Origin of the sequence: Streptomyces sp. ST2-7A (assembly GCF_021390475.1) — a bacterium.
In the GTDB taxonomy this organism is placed as follows: Bacteria; Actinomycetota; Actinomycetes; order Streptomycetales; family Streptomycetaceae; genus Streptomyces.
Window position 1 is genome coordinate 86,238 of the sequence record NZ_JAJUWS010000013.1, and the last position, 16,769, is coordinate 103,006.

General features: G+C 73.4%; 9 protein-coding genes. 3 read left to right on the top strand and 6 right to left on the bottom strand.

Annotation, left to right across the window (positions count from 1 at the left end):
* The first annotated feature begins 15 nt into the window (after positions 1-15).
* Positions 16-5,004: a DNA repair ATPase gene (locus LZF96_RS10575; RefSeq protein ID WP_233869318.1), complete on the top strand. Its 4,989-nt coding sequence runs from the start codon at positions 16-18 to the stop codon at positions 5,002-5,004.
* A gap of 36 nt (positions 5,005-5,040) precedes the next feature.
* Here LZF96_RS10575 and LZF96_RS10580 read toward each other — a convergent pair whose 3' ends face one another.
* The 6 genes from LZF96_RS10580 to LZF96_RS10605 form a co-directional block, all read right to left on the bottom strand.
* Entirely contained in the window at positions 5,041-6,153 is a 1,113-nt protein-coding gene (locus tag LZF96_RS10580) for a hypothetical protein (RefSeq protein ID WP_233869321.1), read from the bottom strand.
* Between the two features lie 252 nt (positions 6,154-6,405).
* On the bottom strand, positions 6,406-8,262 hold the full coding sequence (locus tag LZF96_RS10585) for a hypothetical protein (RefSeq protein ID WP_233869324.1): 1,857 nt from the start codon (positions 8,260-8,262) through the stop codon (positions 6,406-6,408).
* The gene (locus tag LZF96_RS10590) at positions 8,259-8,414 is read right to left on the bottom strand and encodes a hypothetical protein (RefSeq protein ID WP_233869327.1); all 156 of its coding nucleotides are present in this window, start codon (positions 8,412-8,414) and stop codon (positions 8,259-8,261) included. Before LZF96_RS10590 ends, LZF96_RS10585 begins: the two co-directional genes overlap by 4 nt.
* 569 nt (positions 8,415-8,983) lie before the next feature.
* A complete protein-coding gene (locus LZF96_RS10595) occupies positions 8,984-9,130 on the bottom strand; it encodes a hypothetical protein (protein ID WP_233869330.1) in 147 nt (48 codons plus the stop codon).
* Complete coding sequence (locus LZF96_RS10600) at positions 9,127-9,588, bottom strand: hypothetical protein (RefSeq protein WP_233869333.1); 462 nt, start codon at positions 9,586-9,588, stop codon at positions 9,127-9,129. Before LZF96_RS10600 ends, LZF96_RS10595 begins: the two co-directional genes overlap by 4 nt.
* Before the next feature lie 139 nt (positions 9,589-9,727).
* Positions 9,728-10,027: a WXG100 family type VII secretion target gene (locus LZF96_RS10605; RefSeq protein ID WP_233869337.1), complete on the bottom strand. Its 300-nt coding sequence runs from the start codon at positions 10,025-10,027 to the stop codon at positions 9,728-9,730.
* Positions 10,028-10,483: 456 nt separating this feature from the next.
* Between LZF96_RS10605 and LZF96_RS10610 the strand changes: the two genes are divergently transcribed.
* On the top strand, positions 10,484-15,313 hold the full coding sequence (locus LZF96_RS10610) for an FtsK/SpoIIIE domain-containing protein (RefSeq protein WP_233869340.1): 4,830 nt from the start codon (positions 10,484-10,486) through the stop codon (positions 15,311-15,313).
* A gap of 567 nt (positions 15,314-15,880) precedes the next feature.
* Positions 15,881-16,522, top strand: coding sequence for a hypothetical protein (locus tag LZF96_RS10615; protein WP_233869343.1), 642 nt, complete (start codon positions 15,881-15,883; stop codon positions 16,520-16,522).
* Positions 16,523-16,769: the final 247 nt, after the last annotated feature.

Here is a 16,769-nt window from a genome sequence, read left to right on the forward strand (position 1 = left end):
CCCGGCAGGAGAGCGATGAGCAGCGAGATGGACGCGGGCACCTACGAGGTGCTCCGCGACCGGATGACCGGTGCCGCGGCCGAACTGGCCCGCCGCGCCCAACGACTGAACACCCGCAGGACGGAGACCTTCGGCAGCACCGAGCTGCGCCCGGTGGTCTCCGACCGGCTGCGCACCGAGCACAACTGCGTGCCCCGCGACATCGCGCAGGTCGGCGGCCTGCTGCTGGCCGGCTACCAGGTGCGCTTCGGGCTCAAGCCCACCACGGAGGTCGGGGACGTCTTCGGCCTGCACCGCCACCACCCCGGCGCGGAGGGCGCCCGCTTCACCGCGGAACCCCTCGACGCCCTCCCCGGCCTGCTCGACGATCCCGGATTCCTGCGCGACTTCGACAGCCTCTTCCGCTACTACCGGCAGGCCGAACTCCTCCAACTGCGGCACGTGGAAGGGCTGCTGCTCGCCGTCTTCCGAACCGGCGAGCGGCTCACCGACATCCGGGTGCTGCGCTGGCGGCTGGACCCCGACGGCACCCCGCACTACGTGGACGCCAAGGGCGAGCGCGACCACGTCTTCCCACCGGCGCACGACTTCGAGTGGATCCCCACCACCCGCGAGGACCACGTCACCGGCGACCGGCCGCACGTGGCCGTCGAGGGCGAACTCTTCGTGAGCACCCTGGACGGCCGACTCACCGTCCGGGTGGAGGACAACACCGACACCGGGCGCGACGTCTTCTCCGAGCCGGTCGACGAGCCGTTGCAGTCCCTCGCCGACGCGGACGTCTCCCGCGCCCGGGTGGGCGCGCTCATCCTGCTGCGCGTCCTGCCCTACAACGAGGACACCCCGCGCCACCTGGTGTACAACACCCGCACCAAGGAGGTCGTGCGCCTCGACGGCATCGGCCTCGCCTGCCGGGCCCTGCCCGAGGACCAGGGCATCGTCTTCCCCGGCGGCTACTACCTGGCCGCCGCCCCGCCCGGTTCCGCCGCCCGGGTCCTGGCCACCGCCGGTGCCGACGACACCGACCTGGAGTACACCGGCACCCTGCGCTCGCCCAACGGCGAGGACGTGTTGTACGTCTTCCACGCCCGGGCCGAGGGCCGCACCCTGCTGTTGCCCTACAACCTCATCCGCAAGGAGGTCGCCACCCCGCTGGTGACCCACGGGTACTCGCTCTTCGAGGACGGCACCATGGTCGTCTTCCGCGCCGAGGACGACGAACCCGGACGGGTCCACCCCGTGCAGGTCTGGGAGACGCCCTTCGTCTCCGACGCCCACCACGCCGAGCGCCCCGTCGGAGAGGGCCCGCTCGCCCGGGTCGGCAACGCCGAACTGGTCCGCGGCGTCTCCGACGCCCTCACCGTCGCCCGTATGGCCGACGAACTCGCCCCCGACACCGCCGTCTTCGAGGCCGTCGTCGCCGCCTGCGCGCGGCTGGCCGACCGCTACCACTGGATGCCGCTGGAGGGCATGGAGGCGCTGCACGAGCCGCTGGCGACCCTCCACGCCACCGCCGAACAGGTCATCGACGAGTACCGCCGCGTCGTCGAGCAGCGCCGCCACGCCGCGGAGTCCCTGGACCGGGCCCGCGAGGAGGCCCTCTCCCTCATCCGCCGGTCCCGGGGCGAGGCCCCCCGGGAGGCCGGGGGTTGGGTCGAACTCCTCACCGCGCTGCGCCGCGCGCAGGGCCGAGCCGAGAGCCTGCGCGAGGTGCGACGGATCGACTCCGAGGCCGTCGACGCCCTCGTCGCAGACCTCGCCGAGGCGCTGGAGGCCACCGGTCGCCGTGCCGTCTCCTTCCTCTCCCGCGAGGACGCCTTCGAGGGCCCCGCCGCCGAGATCGCCGCCCTCGGCGAACGCGCCGCCGCGATCGGTCGCACCGCCGACGCCGACCCCATCGGGGAGGAGATCACCGGGCACGCCGACGGGCTGCGCACCGTCACCGACGTCGTCGGCGGCCTCGACATCCCCGACGCCGCCGTCCGCACCGGCCTGCTGGAGCGCGTCGGCGAGGTGCTGGGCGCGGTCAACCGGGCGCGCGCCGTCCTCGACGGCCGGCGCCGCGAACTGCTGGAGCGCGAGGGCCGTGCCGAGTTCGCCGCCGAGTTCGCCCTCCTCGGACAGGCCGTCACCGGTGCCCTCGCCTCCGCCGGGACCCCCGACGAGTGCGACGAGCAACTCGGCCGACTGCTGCTGCAACTGGAGAACCTGGAAGCCCGGTTCGGGACCTTCGACGAGTTCCTGGCCCGCCTGGAGGAGCAGCGCGAGGAGATCTACGAGACCTTCTCCGCGCGCAAACAGGCCCAACTCGACGAGCGGGCCCGGCACGCCCGCCGCGTCGCCGACGGCGCCGACCGGGTCCTGGCCACCGTCTCCCGCCGCGCCGGTTCGCTCGCCGACCTCGACGAGGTCAACGCCTGGTTCGCGGGCGACCCCCTGGTGGGCCGGGTCCGCACCGCCGCCGGGGAACTGCGCGAACTCGGCGACACCGTGCGCGCCGGGGAGTTGGAGGGCCGGCTCGCCGCCATCCGTCAGGAGGCCGTCCGGGCGCTGCGCGACCGCACCGACCTGTACGGCCCCGACGGCACCGTGCGACTGGGCCGGCACGCCTTCGCCGTCACCGAGCAGCAGGTGGACCTGACCCTGGTGCCGGTGGGCGACACCCTCGCCTTCACCATCACCGGCACCGATTACCGGGCGCCCCTGACCGACCCCTCGCTCGCCGGCACCCGGGTCTTCTGGGACCAGCCGCTGGTCTCCGAGTCACCGTCGGTGTACCGGGCCGAACACCTCGCCGCCGGACTGCTGGCCGAGCACGGCGCCGGGGCACTCGCCGACACCGTGCGGCGGTTGTCGGCCGAGGAGACCGGAACCGGTGTCGCCGTCGGCGACCTCCTGGATCCGGGGGCCGAGCTCACCGCGACCGACCTGGAACGACTGACCCGGGCCCTGCTGCCCACCGTGCGGCGCGCCGCCGAGGCCGCCTACGACGAGGGCCACGACCGGGGCGTCCACGACCACGACGCCGCCCGCCTGCTCGCCGTCCTGCTGCGCCTGCACGCCGGCGCCGACCTGCTGCGCTTCCCGCCCCGGGCGCGGGCCGACGCCCAGTTCTTCTGGAGCATGGGCACCGACCCCGCCGCGCGTCGCGCCCTGCTGACCCGGGCCCACTCCCTGGGCCGGGCCCGCCGGTTCTTCGGTACCGGCACCGCCGTCGCCGACCTGCGCGCGGAACTGACCGCGGGAGTGGAGTCCTTCACCCGCGCCACCGAACCCGTCGGCCCCCCGGCCGGCGCCGCGCCCGCCGGTGTCCCGGAGGACCCCGCCGCGGACGACCCGGCGGCCCGCGCCGAGACCGCCGGCGCCTACCTCTTCGAGGAGTTGGCCGCCGCCGGCCCGGCGGACGCGGCCCCCGGCACCGGCCGTCGACCGGCCTTCGTCACCGGCCCCGGCGCCCGGGCCCTGCTGGAGGACTTCCGCCTGGCCCTGGGCACCGACGGGGCCAAGGAGTTCACCGAGGACCTGCGCGCCCTGGACGGCGACCCGACGGCCGCCCGCCGACTCGCCGACGCCTGGCTCGCCGCCTTCGCCGCCGACCGGGACCGCGACGCCGGAGACGTTCCCGAGGCCGTCGCCCTGGAACTGTGCGCGGAACCGGGCAACGGCGAACCCCTCCTGCACCGGCCGCTGGACGTCCCGCTCTCCGCCGGCGTCGACGGGCTGCTGGGCACCCACGCCCGGGTGCGCGGCGGTCGGATCGAGGTGCGGCTGGACGAGTTCCTCACCCGCACCGAACGCTTCCGCCGCCGCCGGGTCCCCGCCCACCGCGCCTGGATCCGTCGCCGCAACGCCCTGTTGGAGACCGAGCGCGAGCGCCTGCGGCTGGAGTCCTTCCGCCCCCGGGTGATGTCCGGGTTCGTCCGCAACCGGCTCATCGACGAGGTCTACCTGCCGCTGATCGGCGACAACCTCGCCAAACAGCTGGGCACCGCCGGCGAGGAGCGCCGCACCGACAGCCAGGGCCTGCTGATGCTGCTCTCACCGCCCGGTTACGGCAAGACCACGCTGATGGAGTACGTGGCGTCCCGACTCGGCCTGGTCCTGGTCAAGGTGGACGGTCCCGCGCTGGGTCACGGCACCACCTCCCTGGACCCGGCCGCCGCCCCCGACGCCGCCGCCCGCCGCGAGGTGGAGAAGCTCAACTTCGGCCTGGAGATGGGCAACAACGTCCTGCTCTACCTGGACGACATCCAGCACTGCTCGCCCGAACTCCTCCAGCGCTTCATCCCGCTGTGCGACGCGCAGCGCCGAATCGACGGCGTCGGCGCCGACGGCCGCGCCGTCACCCGCGACCTGCGGGGCAAGCGGTTCGCCGTCTGCATGGCCGGCAACCCCTTCACCGGGGGCGGCACCCGCTTCCGGGTGCCCGACATGCTCGCCAACCGCGCCGACGTGTGGAACCTCGGGGACGTCCTCTCCGGCCGGGAGGAACTGTTCGCGCTCTCCCACATCGAGAACGCCCTCACCTCCAACCCCGTCCTCGCACCCCTGGCGGGCCGGGAGCCCGCCGACGTGGACCTGCTGGTGCGGTTGGCCCGCGGCGACGCCACGGCCGACGCCGAGCACCTCTCCCACCCCTACGGCGCCGCCGACCTCGAGCAGATCCTCGCCGTCCTGGGCCGGCTGCTCCTGGTGCGACGGACCACGCTGCGGGTCAACGCCGCCTACATCGCCTCCGCGACGCAGGACGACGCCCACCGCACCGAGCCGCCGTTCCGCCTCCAGGGCTCCTACCGCAACACCAACCGCCTGGCCGAGCGCCTGGTGCCGGTGATGACGGACGAGGAGGTGGAGGCGGTGATCGACGACCACTACCTGGCCGAGGCGCAGACCCTCACCTCGGGGGCGGAGGCCAACCTGCTCAAACTCGCCGAGCTGCGCGGACGCGTCACGCCGGAACAGGCGGCCCGCTGGGAGGAGATCAAGCGCTCCTTCCGGGAGTGACGGCCGGTCGACGCGTCGCGTCGTTCCGGGAACCCGTCAGCCGTCCCAGCGGCGCAGGCTTCCCATGATCGTCTCGATCAACTCGTCGTCGATCTCCTCGTCGTGACCGGTGTCGGTCACCAGGATCCAGGTGGCGAGGTCCGCCCGGGCGTCGCGGTAGGAGAACGCCACGACCTTGCCCTCGGTCCAGTCGCAGGCGTCCTCCGGGTCCTCCCGGCCGCCGGAGATGGTGGCCGTCACGGTGTGGCCCTCCAACCCCTCGGTCGTGGTGAACGGCTCGGGGTCGGTGATCTCGAAGTCGCCTTCCTGGTACTGGTCGTACGAGGAGAACGCCCAGTCCCGTGCCTCGGAGGTGGCGGCGTTCGCGGTGCCGGTGGCGCCCAGGCTGCCCTTCGACCCGGCGATCACCCGGGAGGTCCAGCGCTCGGGGCACCAGTTCTCGCCGTACATGGCCGTCGCCGACATGCCCACCAGGATGTTCGGCTCGGGGAAGTCGAAGTCGAACTCGTCCTCGTCCTCCTCTCCGGCGGTCTCCTCCGGCTCGGGTTCCTCCTCGTCCTCCACTCCCTCGCGCTCGTCCTCGATGTAGACGAACGTGTCCTCGCTGTTGGTCGACCACTCCGGCGGGACGTCGAAGGCCAGCGACCGCTTGGTGTTGGTCTGCACCAACCAGTCATCCGCCACGATCGGTTCGATGTCGCCCCGGGTGCCCGAACGCGGGTCGTCGGGGCGCAGCGTGTTGCCGCCGCCCTCCGGCTCGGTCTCCTCCGGCTCGGGCTCGGGGGTCGGCGAGGGGCTCGCGACCGGTTCGGCGCCGCCGCCGCGCACCACCACGACCCCCGCCACCGCCACGCCGATGACCAGCACCACCGACACCGCGATGGCCGCGATCAGCTTCCCCCGGTCCGAGGGCGGTTTGCCCGGCCCGCCCGGCACGACGGTGGGCGCCACGGCCCAGCCCTGCGTGGGCTGGGTGTAGGGGTTCGGCGGGCCCGGCGCCCCGTACTGCGGCGGTTGTTGCGTCGGGGGGCCGCTCGCGAGCCACGGGTGCTGCTGCGGACCGGTGGCCCCCGGCCGACCGTCGTCGCCCGGCGGGGGAGTGCCCGGCGGCACACCGGGCGGGGGAGGAGGCGGAGGCGGAACACTCATGGCGCAGACCCTAGAAGGGCCCCGTGCCGCCGGCCATGGCTGTCGCCGGATCGGGACACACCCGCAACCGCTTTCGTGCACACGCCACCGACCCGGTACCGGAGACCCGCTGGAGGGAGGGAAACGAGGAGGGGAACAACGGCCCCACCGATCAGGTCGACAACCGGAGCGGGCCGATGACGACGGCGAGTCCCGCCACCGCCACGACCCCCGGCCCGAGCACCGCGCCCACCCCTCCCCTTCTCATCGCCCTCATCGCCGCCCGGCGTTTCCCCGTCCACCCGGGGCCTCCCGCGGGCTCGAAGCGGCCGATGCCGGGCGCTCCCACCACAGAACACTCCCCAGCAGGTGGTGCAGTGGCGGAAGTGCCGCCAGGACCCAGGCGGCGATCGCGACCCCCAGCGCCGTGCCGGCCATGGTGTCGAGAGCCCCGTCCTCGCCCCGGGCCGAGAAAGCGAAGATCATCGCGAAGGCCGGGGAGAGAACGAGGAAGATCGAGGACGAGGGGCCGGCGATGGTGCGAGGGAAGGCCGATCCGCGTCGGGCGGCACCCGCCCCCGGTTGGGCCAGGGCCGAGGCGAACGCCGCCCCGGCGTCACGCCTCGTCCGATCGGCCTCTCCAACGCGGGCCCCGGGCCTGCCCGAACGGTGCGTTTCCTCGTGGACGATCGGCACCCCGAGCAGCCGACGCAACCGCTCGCGTCTTTCCGAGCCCTCCGGGCCGGAGAACCAGTCCTGCTCGGGGAGGGCTGCCCGGGTCCTGTCACCGGAATCCCGGAACTCCAGCCGGGCCGGCGTTCCGTCCGCCGAGCCGGTTACCCGCACCAGCCTTCGGATCGCGAGTGGACCGCGCAGCGCGAAACGATGGGTGTGCCCGACCCCGTCGACGATCACCAGGTCCTGCCCATCCGCACCCACCCGGGCGGTGCGCAGGAAACGTCGGGAGACACCGGAGCGGGGGGCGGGAGAAATGCTGTCCACCAGTGCCGGGATGCGGCGTTCCCGCACCGTGACGACACCCCGCAGCACGAGTCGGGCGATCGGCGCGGAGAGGGCGGCGAGGGCGGCGACCAGGGCCGTGAACGCGGTCGGGCCGGCGAAGGTGCCGAGCGCGAAGCAGACGAACCACACCAATGCTCCGGTGCACCGCGTCACCCGGTACCACCCGGGGAAGACCCCTGTTGCCGGTGAGAGCACCGGCGCGGCGTCGCCCCCGGCTTCGGAGAGATCCCGATGGTGGATATTGGGAACGACCTTCAACGGCAGACCCGCCGCCTCGCACAGGGCGGTGAATCCCGTGCGTTCGGCCATGGCTTCCCCCAGCGGCGCCGAGGCGGGCAGCAAGTCGGATTCCGGCAACCAGTCATCGACCCGTAGCCGGGCTCGGCAGCGACCGGTGATGTCCAGCAGGAGGAGCGTGCCGCGCGAACCGGGCCGTCCCAGTGGCTCGTACACGCTGCCGTCGCCGGTCCGGCGTTCCGGTTCGGCGATCATGACGGCGCGTGTGACGCCCTTCGGACCGACCGGTACCCGTGTTTCCCCGCCCCTGCCGTTCCGGGCGACCAGTTCCCCCGGACGGAGGAAGATCCGGGCGCGGCGGGCTGCTCCCCGGGCACCTCGCCCCCGGGCGGCGGGCCGCAACGCGGGCTCGGGTACCGGTACGACACCGGTTCCCGTCTTCCCGGCTGATTCCATCAGGGGGTCCCCCAATTCGTGGACGGCGACGCGCTCGGCGAAACGGCCGAGATCGACAAAGCCCTCGGCATCGAGAAGGGAACGCGCTTCCGGTTGTTCGCTCCCGTCGTCCGGGCTCAACCAGGAGATCTCCATACCGACATCGCTGGTGTCCACTCCCGGTGGATAGCACCCCAGCGCCCGGGTCGGGGCACTCCTGCGGTACTCCGACACGCGGCTTCGGAGCTCAGCGGACAGGGCCGAGGCGTTGGGACGGAGAATCCCGGTGATCTCCGGGACATCCTCGCCCTCGGCGGCGAGGGCCAATTCCTCCGCTTTCGCGTCGGCCCATCGATCCGGGTCGATGTCGGGGTCGAGCGGGAACTCGAACCACGGGGAGGGGTACTCCATCAGGAGTTGGACGCGGTCGGTCACGAGGACTCCTCTTCCCCGACCCGGACGAGGGAACGGGCCACGGCGTCGAACAGCCGGGTCAGGGCGTCGGCGAGTGCCGGTAGAGGCGTATTGAAGGACAACAGCGGCATGCCGTCCGTGTGGGGGAGCGGAAGGTGGTGGTCGAAGGCCACCGAGTGGGGCGTCCCGGGAGGTGCCTGAGGTGGGGTGCCTCCCGGCGCCGGACGCGCAGGGCGGGACCCGACGGCACATCGATCACGTCGACCTCGGTACCGGGCTCGGCCGTTGCCTCGGCGTGTTCCAGGAGTTCCTCCCCGGAACGGGCGGGAATCGCGGACGGGGGAGGAGAGTGATCAACAGGGAGGCCGGGATGGTGAGAGGTCTCGCGCCCCGGAGACACGGGTACATCTCCAGTCCTCCGTTCCGGCAGGCGTCCCCGGCGCTCTCCAGCAGCTCTTCTCGGGCGCTCGCCTTGAGGTGGGGGCGTTGTCCACCCCCCTGAAGCGCTGCCGCACCAGTCTGTCCACCGCCTCCTCGCATTCCTCCGTGGAGAGCGGGACGCGGTACCACTCCTCGGGGAGGAGGATGCGGTAGCGCACCATCGGCATCGGCGGTTCGCGGTCGGAAGCCTCTCCGGCTCCCTCCGGAGCGCCCGCCGAGTCGTCCCGATCCTGTCGCGGTGTCATTCGCCGTTCCTCGTCCGCGGTACGACCGGGTCACGGGGGTTCGGGACCCGGTGGGATCAGTCGAAAGTCCTCTTGAACGCCCACCAGCCGGCCCCCGTACCGGTGCCGGTGGACACCCACCAGGCGGCCACCCGGGAGTTGAAGTTCTGGACGGCCGCCCCGGTGGCCGGTTCGCGGAAAACCTTCGGGTCGATCCGGCTCAACTCATTGTGAACGCCCGGATGTCCGGGTCCAGACGAGCCGGCCAGGTGAGGGTGTTGTTCGGTGTCCGGGGCACGGGGAGGAAGGAGAGCCGACGCGGTGGCATTCCCCCGAGCGCGGCGGAGATCTCCTGACCGGTCACCGTGTCCGGCACCATCGCCTCGTCGTTCGCGCGCAGCGCGGCGGCGAGTTCCCGGTCGACCGCCTCGTAGGACTCGGCGGCGAACTCGGTGATGCCCGCCAGCTTCTCCAACTCGGCGAGGAGCTTCTCCCGTCCGAGCCGCCAGTTGTCCTCGAACTCGTCGAAGACGTCGACCAGTTCCTGTGACCCCACGGTGGTGCGGTCGGCGCCGTCCAGGGGGTTGGCGGCGTTGGAGAAGGCTTCGTGGATACCGGTCAGCGCCTCGGAACACTCACGAATGCGGTCCAGATCCGCCCGGATGCCCTCGCCGTCGGCCACATCGCCTCCCCGATCGTCGTCAACTCCCGATGCCCCGAACGCCCACCGGTCCCGGTAGGCCGTTCCCCGCCCGGGCGCGCGAGGGTCCGGGGGCGGCGGTGGGCCGTCCCCGGACCGTGTGACGCCCGTGGGAGGTGGGTCAGTTCCCCTGGATCGCGTTCTTCAGGCTGACGTCCTGCTCCTCGAAGCCGTCGGCGGCGGCGTGCAGGAAGTTGCCCATGCCCTGCATGCCCTCCAGGGTCTGCTTCACCCCGGTGCTGAACTCCTCGTACGATTCCTGGAAGGCCTTGGAGGACTCGGCGGTGACGTAGCCGTCCTCCACCAGGTTGTCCACGTAGGTCTTGAGGTCGTCGAGTTCGCGCTCCAGACGCTCGTGCTCGGAGATCAGGTGGTCCCCGGCGTCGTGCATGTCCTGATATGTAAGGCCGATGTCGGACATCGCCTACCCCCTTCGTGGCCGGTGCGGGGGAGCCGCGCGGCGACCCCGCGGTGCGGTGGGTTGCGGCAGCCCCCTCGGCTGCCCCCTCGTGCCGGCGCCAGCCTACGTGCGGACGGGTACGGGGTACACCCGGGGTGTACGGCTCGTACAGGTCTGTGACAGGGGAACGGTCCGGCGGATACCGGCCGGGGTGTGGACACCGGCGCCGGCGCGGAGCGGGACCGAGCGGATTCGCCCTTGAGGGACTCCGCTATGTTGCCCGAGAGTGGACACGACGGAGGGGAACACCCGGGCGTCCCGCCGAGCGGCGGCCGAACGGGCGTTCCCGGTGGGACCGGGGTCAACGACGGGGGCCGACCCCGGTCCCGCCGGGTCCGCCCCGCCGTCGCTTCCCGTCCCGCGCCCCCGGCGGACCCGCCCGGGTCCGTTCCCCACCGCGCCCCGGAAGGACCCACCGTGCGCCTGACCCTCACCGTCGTGGACCCCATCGGCGGCCATCGCGCGGACGCGGTGCTCGACGCCGATCCGGGCACCGCCGTCGGCGATCTGGTGCCGGAACTTCTCGAGTTGACCGGAAGTCGATGGTCACCGACCTCGGGGACCGGGTCGCACGCCGCCCCCGGTGGCGCCGGGTGGCCCCCCGGCATACCGCATCAGCGGCAGGGCTCCGGCTCCCCGGTGCCCGGACACCCGGGGGCGCTCCCGCCGTTCGGCGCTCCGCACGCCCCACCCCGGGGCGCGCCCCGGGCCCACCCGTACGCACAACCCCCCGCCCACTCCCATCCCGGCGGTGCGGCGCATCCGTGGTCGGGAGGCGGCGCGGCGCCCGCCGGCCCACCGCCGATCTACGTCGACGGCGCGCCGGTGGACCCCCGACTCCCGCTGGCCGAGTCGCCCTTGCGCGAGGGCACCGTCGTCAGCCTGCACACCCCCGACGGCTGCCCGCCCGGCGAACCCAACGGCTTCGTCGAACTGCGGGTCGTCGGCGGGCCGGCGGCCGGCGCCGTGCACCGCCTGGGGGTCGGCCGCGTCGACATCGGATCCGCCTCCGGGACCGCGGTGCGGATCGCCGACCCGACCCTGGCCGGTCGGGCGCTCACCCTGCGGGTCAACGCCGAGGGTTCGTGCACCGTCGTCGTCCACGGCGACGCCGCCGTCCGGATCGACGGCGCGGAGCCGGAGGAGGGGGTGGAACGGATCCCCTGGCCGTTGGGCGGTCAACTCGCCGTCGGCGACACCCTGCTGGAGGTCGCCCCCTATTTCCCGCCGGACGCCGCCCTGCGGCCCTCCGAGGACGGCGGCGGACTGGACTACAACCGGCCCCCGCGGCTGATCCCGCCCAAGCACCCCACCCACTTCCGCCTCCCCAAGCCGCCGGACGAGCCGGACAAGCGCCCGCTGCCGTGGGTGCTCGCCTTCGTGCCCCTGGTCGGCGCGGTCACCCTGGCGCTGCTGCTGGGCCGCTGGGTCTTCCTGATCATGGCGGTGCTCTCGCCGATCATGCTCTTCGCCAACTACTTCATGTCGACGAAGAACGCCCGCCGCAAGTACGCCGAACGGGTCAAGGAGTACGAGGAGACCAAGGAGCGGGTCGAGAGCGACGCCCAGCAGGCCCTGGCGGCCGAACGGTTCACCCGCCGGCACGCCGCCCCCGACCCGGCCGTGGTGCTCAACGCCGCCACCGGCCCGCGCACCCGCCTGTGGGAGCGCCGGCGCAGCGACGACGACCACCTGCTGCTGCGGGTCGGCACCTGCGACCTCGACTCCGAGGTGATCCTCAGCGATCCCGAACAGGACGACCACAAGCGCGAGGTCACCTGGAAGATCCCCGACGCGCCGGTCACCATCCCGATGCGCGAGCACGGCGTGGTCGGCCTGGCCGCCCCCGGCGGCATGGCGCGGGCCATGGGGCGCTGGGCCGTCGGTCAACTCGTCGCCCTGCACAGCCCCAACGACGTCCAGCTCTATCTGCTCACCGACGCCACCGGCCGGGACGACTGGGAGTGGGTGCGCTGGCTGCCGCACACCCGGCCCGAGTCCGAGCGCAACACCAACGTACTGATCGGCACCGACGCCGAGACGGTCGGTGCCCGTCTCGCGGAGCTGACCGGGCTGCTGGACGGCCGGCTCAAGGCGGCGAAGAAGTCCCGCTCCCGTACCGCCGAGTTCTCCGACCCGGACGTCGTGATCGTCTTCGACGGTTCGCGGCGGATGCGCACGCTGCCGGGTGTGATCCGGCTGCTCAAGGAGGGGCCATCGGTCGGCATCCACTCCCTGTGCCTGGACGAGGAGGAGCGCTTCCTGCCCGGCGAGTGCCAGGCGGTCGCCGTGGCCGAGCCCCGGCCCGACCCCTCGGCCAACCCGTGGGAGCAGTTCCGGGCCGGGCTGCCGCAGGGTGGCTTCGGCGGGTTCCCCGGCGGCGCCCCCGGCTTCGGCGCTCCCGGCCGCCCCGCCACCGGCCGCCCCGCCACCGGCCGACCCGCCGCCGGCGACCCGTCGCGGGGCCGGACCGGTGAGGGCGCGGCGCCCGTCCCGGACCGCCTGCGGGTGGAGCGCAAGGGCGCCGATCCGATCCGCGGCGTGCTGCCGGACCTGGTCTCCCCCCACTGGTGCGCCCTGATCTCCCGGTCCCTGGCACCGCTGAGGGACATCAGCGGCGAGGTCGAGGGCGCCGGCCTGCCCTCCTCCAGCCGACTGCTGGACGTCATGGAGTTGGAACCGCCGACGCCGGAGGCGATCGCCGCCCGCTGGCGCTTCGACGGTCAGTCCACCACCGCCGTCATCGGCGAGTCCTACGACGGGGCGTTCGCCCTGGACCTGCGCCGGGACGGCCCGCACGGACTGATCGCCGGTACCACCGGCTCCGGCAAGTCCGAGCTGCTCCAGACCATCGTGGCCTCCCTGGCGGTCGCGAACACGCCCGAGAACATGACCTTCGTCCTGGTCGACTACAAGGGCGGGTCCGCGTTCAAGGACTGTGTGCAACTGCCGCACACCGTCGGCATGGTCACCGATCTGGACAACCACCTGGTGGAGCGGGCGCTGCGCTCGCTGGGCGCCGAGTTGACCCGCCGCGAGCACATCCTGGCGGCCGTCGGCGCCAAGGACATCGAGGACCACCAGGACCTCGCCCGCCGCGAGCCCGGTCGGCACCGGCCGATGCCCCGCCTGCTCATCGTGATCGACGAGTTCGCCTCGATGGTCCGCGAACTGCCGGACTTCGTGAAGGGCCTGGTCAACATCGCCCAGCGCGGGCGGTCCCTCGGCATCCACCTGTTGCTGGCCACCCAGCGGCCCTCCGGGGTGGTCTCCCCGGAGATCCGCGCCAATACCAACCTGCGGATCGCGCTGCGCGTCACCGACGCCGGCGAGTCCACCGACGTCATCGACGCCCCCGACGCGGGCCTGATCGCCAAGTCCACGCCGGGCCGCGCCTACGTGCGGCTGGGCGCCTCCTCGTTGGTGCCCTTCCAGTCCGGCCGTGTCGGCGGTCGGCGGCCGGGTGCGGTGGACCCGGCCGTCTCCCGGCCCTGGTCCAAGGAGTTGGACTGGAACGCGTTGGGTCGTGAGGCGCTCCGACGCCCGGAGGGCACCCGCACCGAGGACGACGCCAACACCGACCTGCGGGTCCTGGTGGACGCGGTCATCGAGGCGGACCGCGCCCTGGGCTTCCCCCGGCAGCACCGCCCGTGGTTGGACCCGCTGCCGGAGACGGTCCGCGTGGACGAGTTGCCCGCCCCCGCGTCCGCCGGCGCGCTGCCCGCCACCGCCTTCGCGGTGGAGGACGTTCCCGAACGGCAGAGCCGCCGCCCGCTGGCGGTCGACTTCGCGTCCTTCGGGCACCTGCTGGTCGCCGGCGCCCCGCGCACCGGCCGTTCCCAGCTGCTGCGCACCATCGCGGGCACCCTGGCCGGCACCCACTCCTGCCGGGACGTCCACCTCTACGCCTTCGACTGCGGCAACGGGGCGTTGAACGTCCTCACCCGGCTGCCGCACTGCGGCGCGGTGGTCGGCCGCAACCAGGTGGACCGCGCCAAGCGGCTCCTCCAACGGCTGGACGGGGAGGTGGCCCGCCGGCAGGAGGTGCTGGCCCGGGACGCCCTCGCCGACATCGGGGAACAGCGCGCGGCGGCGCCGCCGGACGAACGCCTGCCCCACATCGTGCTGTTCGTGGACCGCTGGGAGGGCTGGCTGCCCTCCCTGGGCGAGATCGACACCGGCGCCCTGACCGATCAACTGTTCTTCATCATGCGCGAGGGCGCCAGCGTCGGCGTGCACGTCGTGATCACCGGTGACCAGCGGGTGCTGACCGGCCGGATCAGCAGCCTCGCCGAGGACAAGTACACCTTCCGGCTCCAGGACCGCACCGACTACTCGGCGGCGGGCCTGCGTCCGCGCGACATCCCCGAGGAGGTGCCGGCCGGCCGCATGTTCCGTGGCCAGTCCGGGGGCGAGGCACAGGTCGCGGTCCTGGGCGACGACCTGTCGGGTCAGGGGCAGGCGGCGGCGCTGACCGCCATCGGCGAGGCGGCCCGGGAGCGGGACGCCGGGGTACCGCGGGCCCGGCGGCCGTTCCGGGTGGACGTCCTGCCGGCCAACCTCACCTTCGCGGACGCCTGGGGGATGCGCGACCCGGAGACCTCCGGGTCGCGGTTGTGGGCGCTGGTCGGCGTGGGCGGCGACGAGTTGACGGCTTTCGGCCCCGACATGGCCGGCGGCCTGCCGTCCTTCGTCGTCGCGGGACCGGCCAAGTCCGGCCGCAGCACCGTGCTGATGCACATGGCCCGCTCCTTCCTGCGCAACGGCGTCCGCCTGGTGCTCTCCACGCCGCGGCAGTCGCCGCTGGAGGCGCTGGAGGGTGAGGAGGGCGTGCTGTCCGTGCTGCGCGGCACCAAGATCACCAACGAGGAGGTGGCCGCGGCGGTGGCCTCCGCCTCACCCGCCGAGCCGATCGTCTTCATGATGGACGACGCGGAGGAACTGCGCCGTACCCGCGACGCCGAGGACGAACTGCGCGCCATGGTGGTGCGCGGGAGCGAACGCGGCATCTGCACGGTGCTCGGCGGTGACGCCGCCGATGTGTGCAGCGGCTTCAGCGGCTGGCAGGCGGAGGTCAAGAAGGCCCGCCGCGGCCTGCTGCTCTCCCCGCAGACGCACCGACACGGCGAGTTGATCGGCGCGAAGCTGGCGCGCAGCGTGGCGGTGGAACGTCCGCAGCCGGGCAGCGGGATCCTCCATCTGGGTGACGGGATACCGATGACGGTCCGTCTGCCGGTGCCGGGATGACCGGGGGAGGGCGGGACCGGACGCGATCCCGACCCGCCCTCCCCCGGTCGGCGCCCGGTCGACGCCGGTGCTCCCGGAACCTGTTTTGGACGGGCCGGACACGGCGTCCCGGCGCGGCCGTCGGGGGCGCCGGGCGATCACCGCGCGGTGAATGGTTGTTGCACGGGTGTGACGGCCCTGTCGTTGTAGCGCCACTCGGGCGGCTGATACCGTTCGAGCGTCCTGTCCGCCCGACAGGGGTGGCCACGAGGGGAATCGGGGAATCCGACCCCCGCCGCGTCCGGGAGACCGACCGCGTCCGGTGTGCCGCACGGGTGGGCGACCTCCGACACCGATCGACCGTACGGGGCACCGACCGCGTCGGGGACCGGGCGCCGGGGACGCGCGGGGTGATCCCGCCGGGGACGAGGACACGAGAACAACCGAGACACGGTTCACGGGCCCGACCCGGTGCCCGCGAACCCCGAAGCGCCCGTCGGGGCGCGAGTCGACCGCGGGGGTGGTGGCGTGAAGACCCGGGACCGGGCTGCCGCGCATGCGAACAGGCCCGTCACGACGGGGGCACCGATGCCGGCCGATCGCCTGCCGACGCCTCCGCGCGAACGCAAGCCCGCCCTCGCCGCCCTGGCGGTCCTGCTGATCCTCATCGGCGCCCTCGGTGCCGCCACGCTGGTGCTGCGCGCCGGTGACCGGATCGAGGTCATCAAGATCACCGAGCGGGTGCCCGCCGGACAGCCCATTCCCGACTCCGCGATGGCGCCGGTGCTCGTGGCCGAGGACGAGGCCGTCTCCTACGTGCGCTGGGGCCAGCGCGGCATGTTGGCCGACGACTACCGGCCGGGGGTGGACCTGGTCGCCGGCACCCTGCTGGTCGGCGAGATGCTCACCACCGACGAGACGCTGGGCAGCGACGAGGTCATCGTCGGTGTCTCGCTGCGCGCCGGGCAGTTCCCCTCCGGGCTGAAGGCCGGTGACACGGTGGCCGCCTACTGGGTGGGCGACGAGCGCACCGGGGACGAGTCCGCCGCCCGTGAGACGGTGATCGCCGAGCGGGTGAAGGTCGAGAACATCTTCGGCGAGTCCGACGTCGCCGGCCGCAACAACCTCGCCGTCACCCTTCGGGTGAACCGCGGCGAGGCGCCGGACCTGGCCCGGGCCGCCTCGGGCGGGGACGTGTCGCTGGTCATCGTCCCCTCCGGCACCTCCTGATTCCGGCACCTCCCGATCCGAACCGATCGATCCGCACCCGACCCCACCCGAGCCCGAACCGAGCCCGAACCGATCGAGCCGCACCCGACCCCGGTCCGATCCGGGAGCCCCGACTCCGGTCCGGGGCTCCCCGACCCGGGGGCCGGCGGGGGAGCCCGGGCCGGGTGAGCGGCCGACCCGGTCCCGGCGGGTGGCACCGGCGGCGGAGGCACGACGGAACGACCCGCACCGAAACACGAGGGGCAGA

Bases quoted from the DNA above. Each gene is read 5' to 3' on its own strand.
- LZF96_RS10575 (WP_233869318.1), top strand. From the start codon at position 16: ATGAGCAGCGAGATGGACGCGGGCACCTACGAGGTGCTCCGCGACCGG.
- LZF96_RS10580 (WP_233869321.1), bottom strand. From the start codon at position 6,153: ATGAGTGTTCCGCCTCCGCCTCCTCCCCCGCCCGGTGTGCCGCCGGGC.
- LZF96_RS10605 (WP_233869337.1), bottom strand. From the start codon at position 10,027: ATGTCCGACATCGGCCTTACATATCAGGACATGCACGACGCCGGGGAC.
- LZF96_RS10615 (WP_233869343.1), top strand. From the start codon at position 15,881: ATGCCGGCCGATCGCCTGCCGACGCCTCCGCGCGAACGCAAGCCCGCC.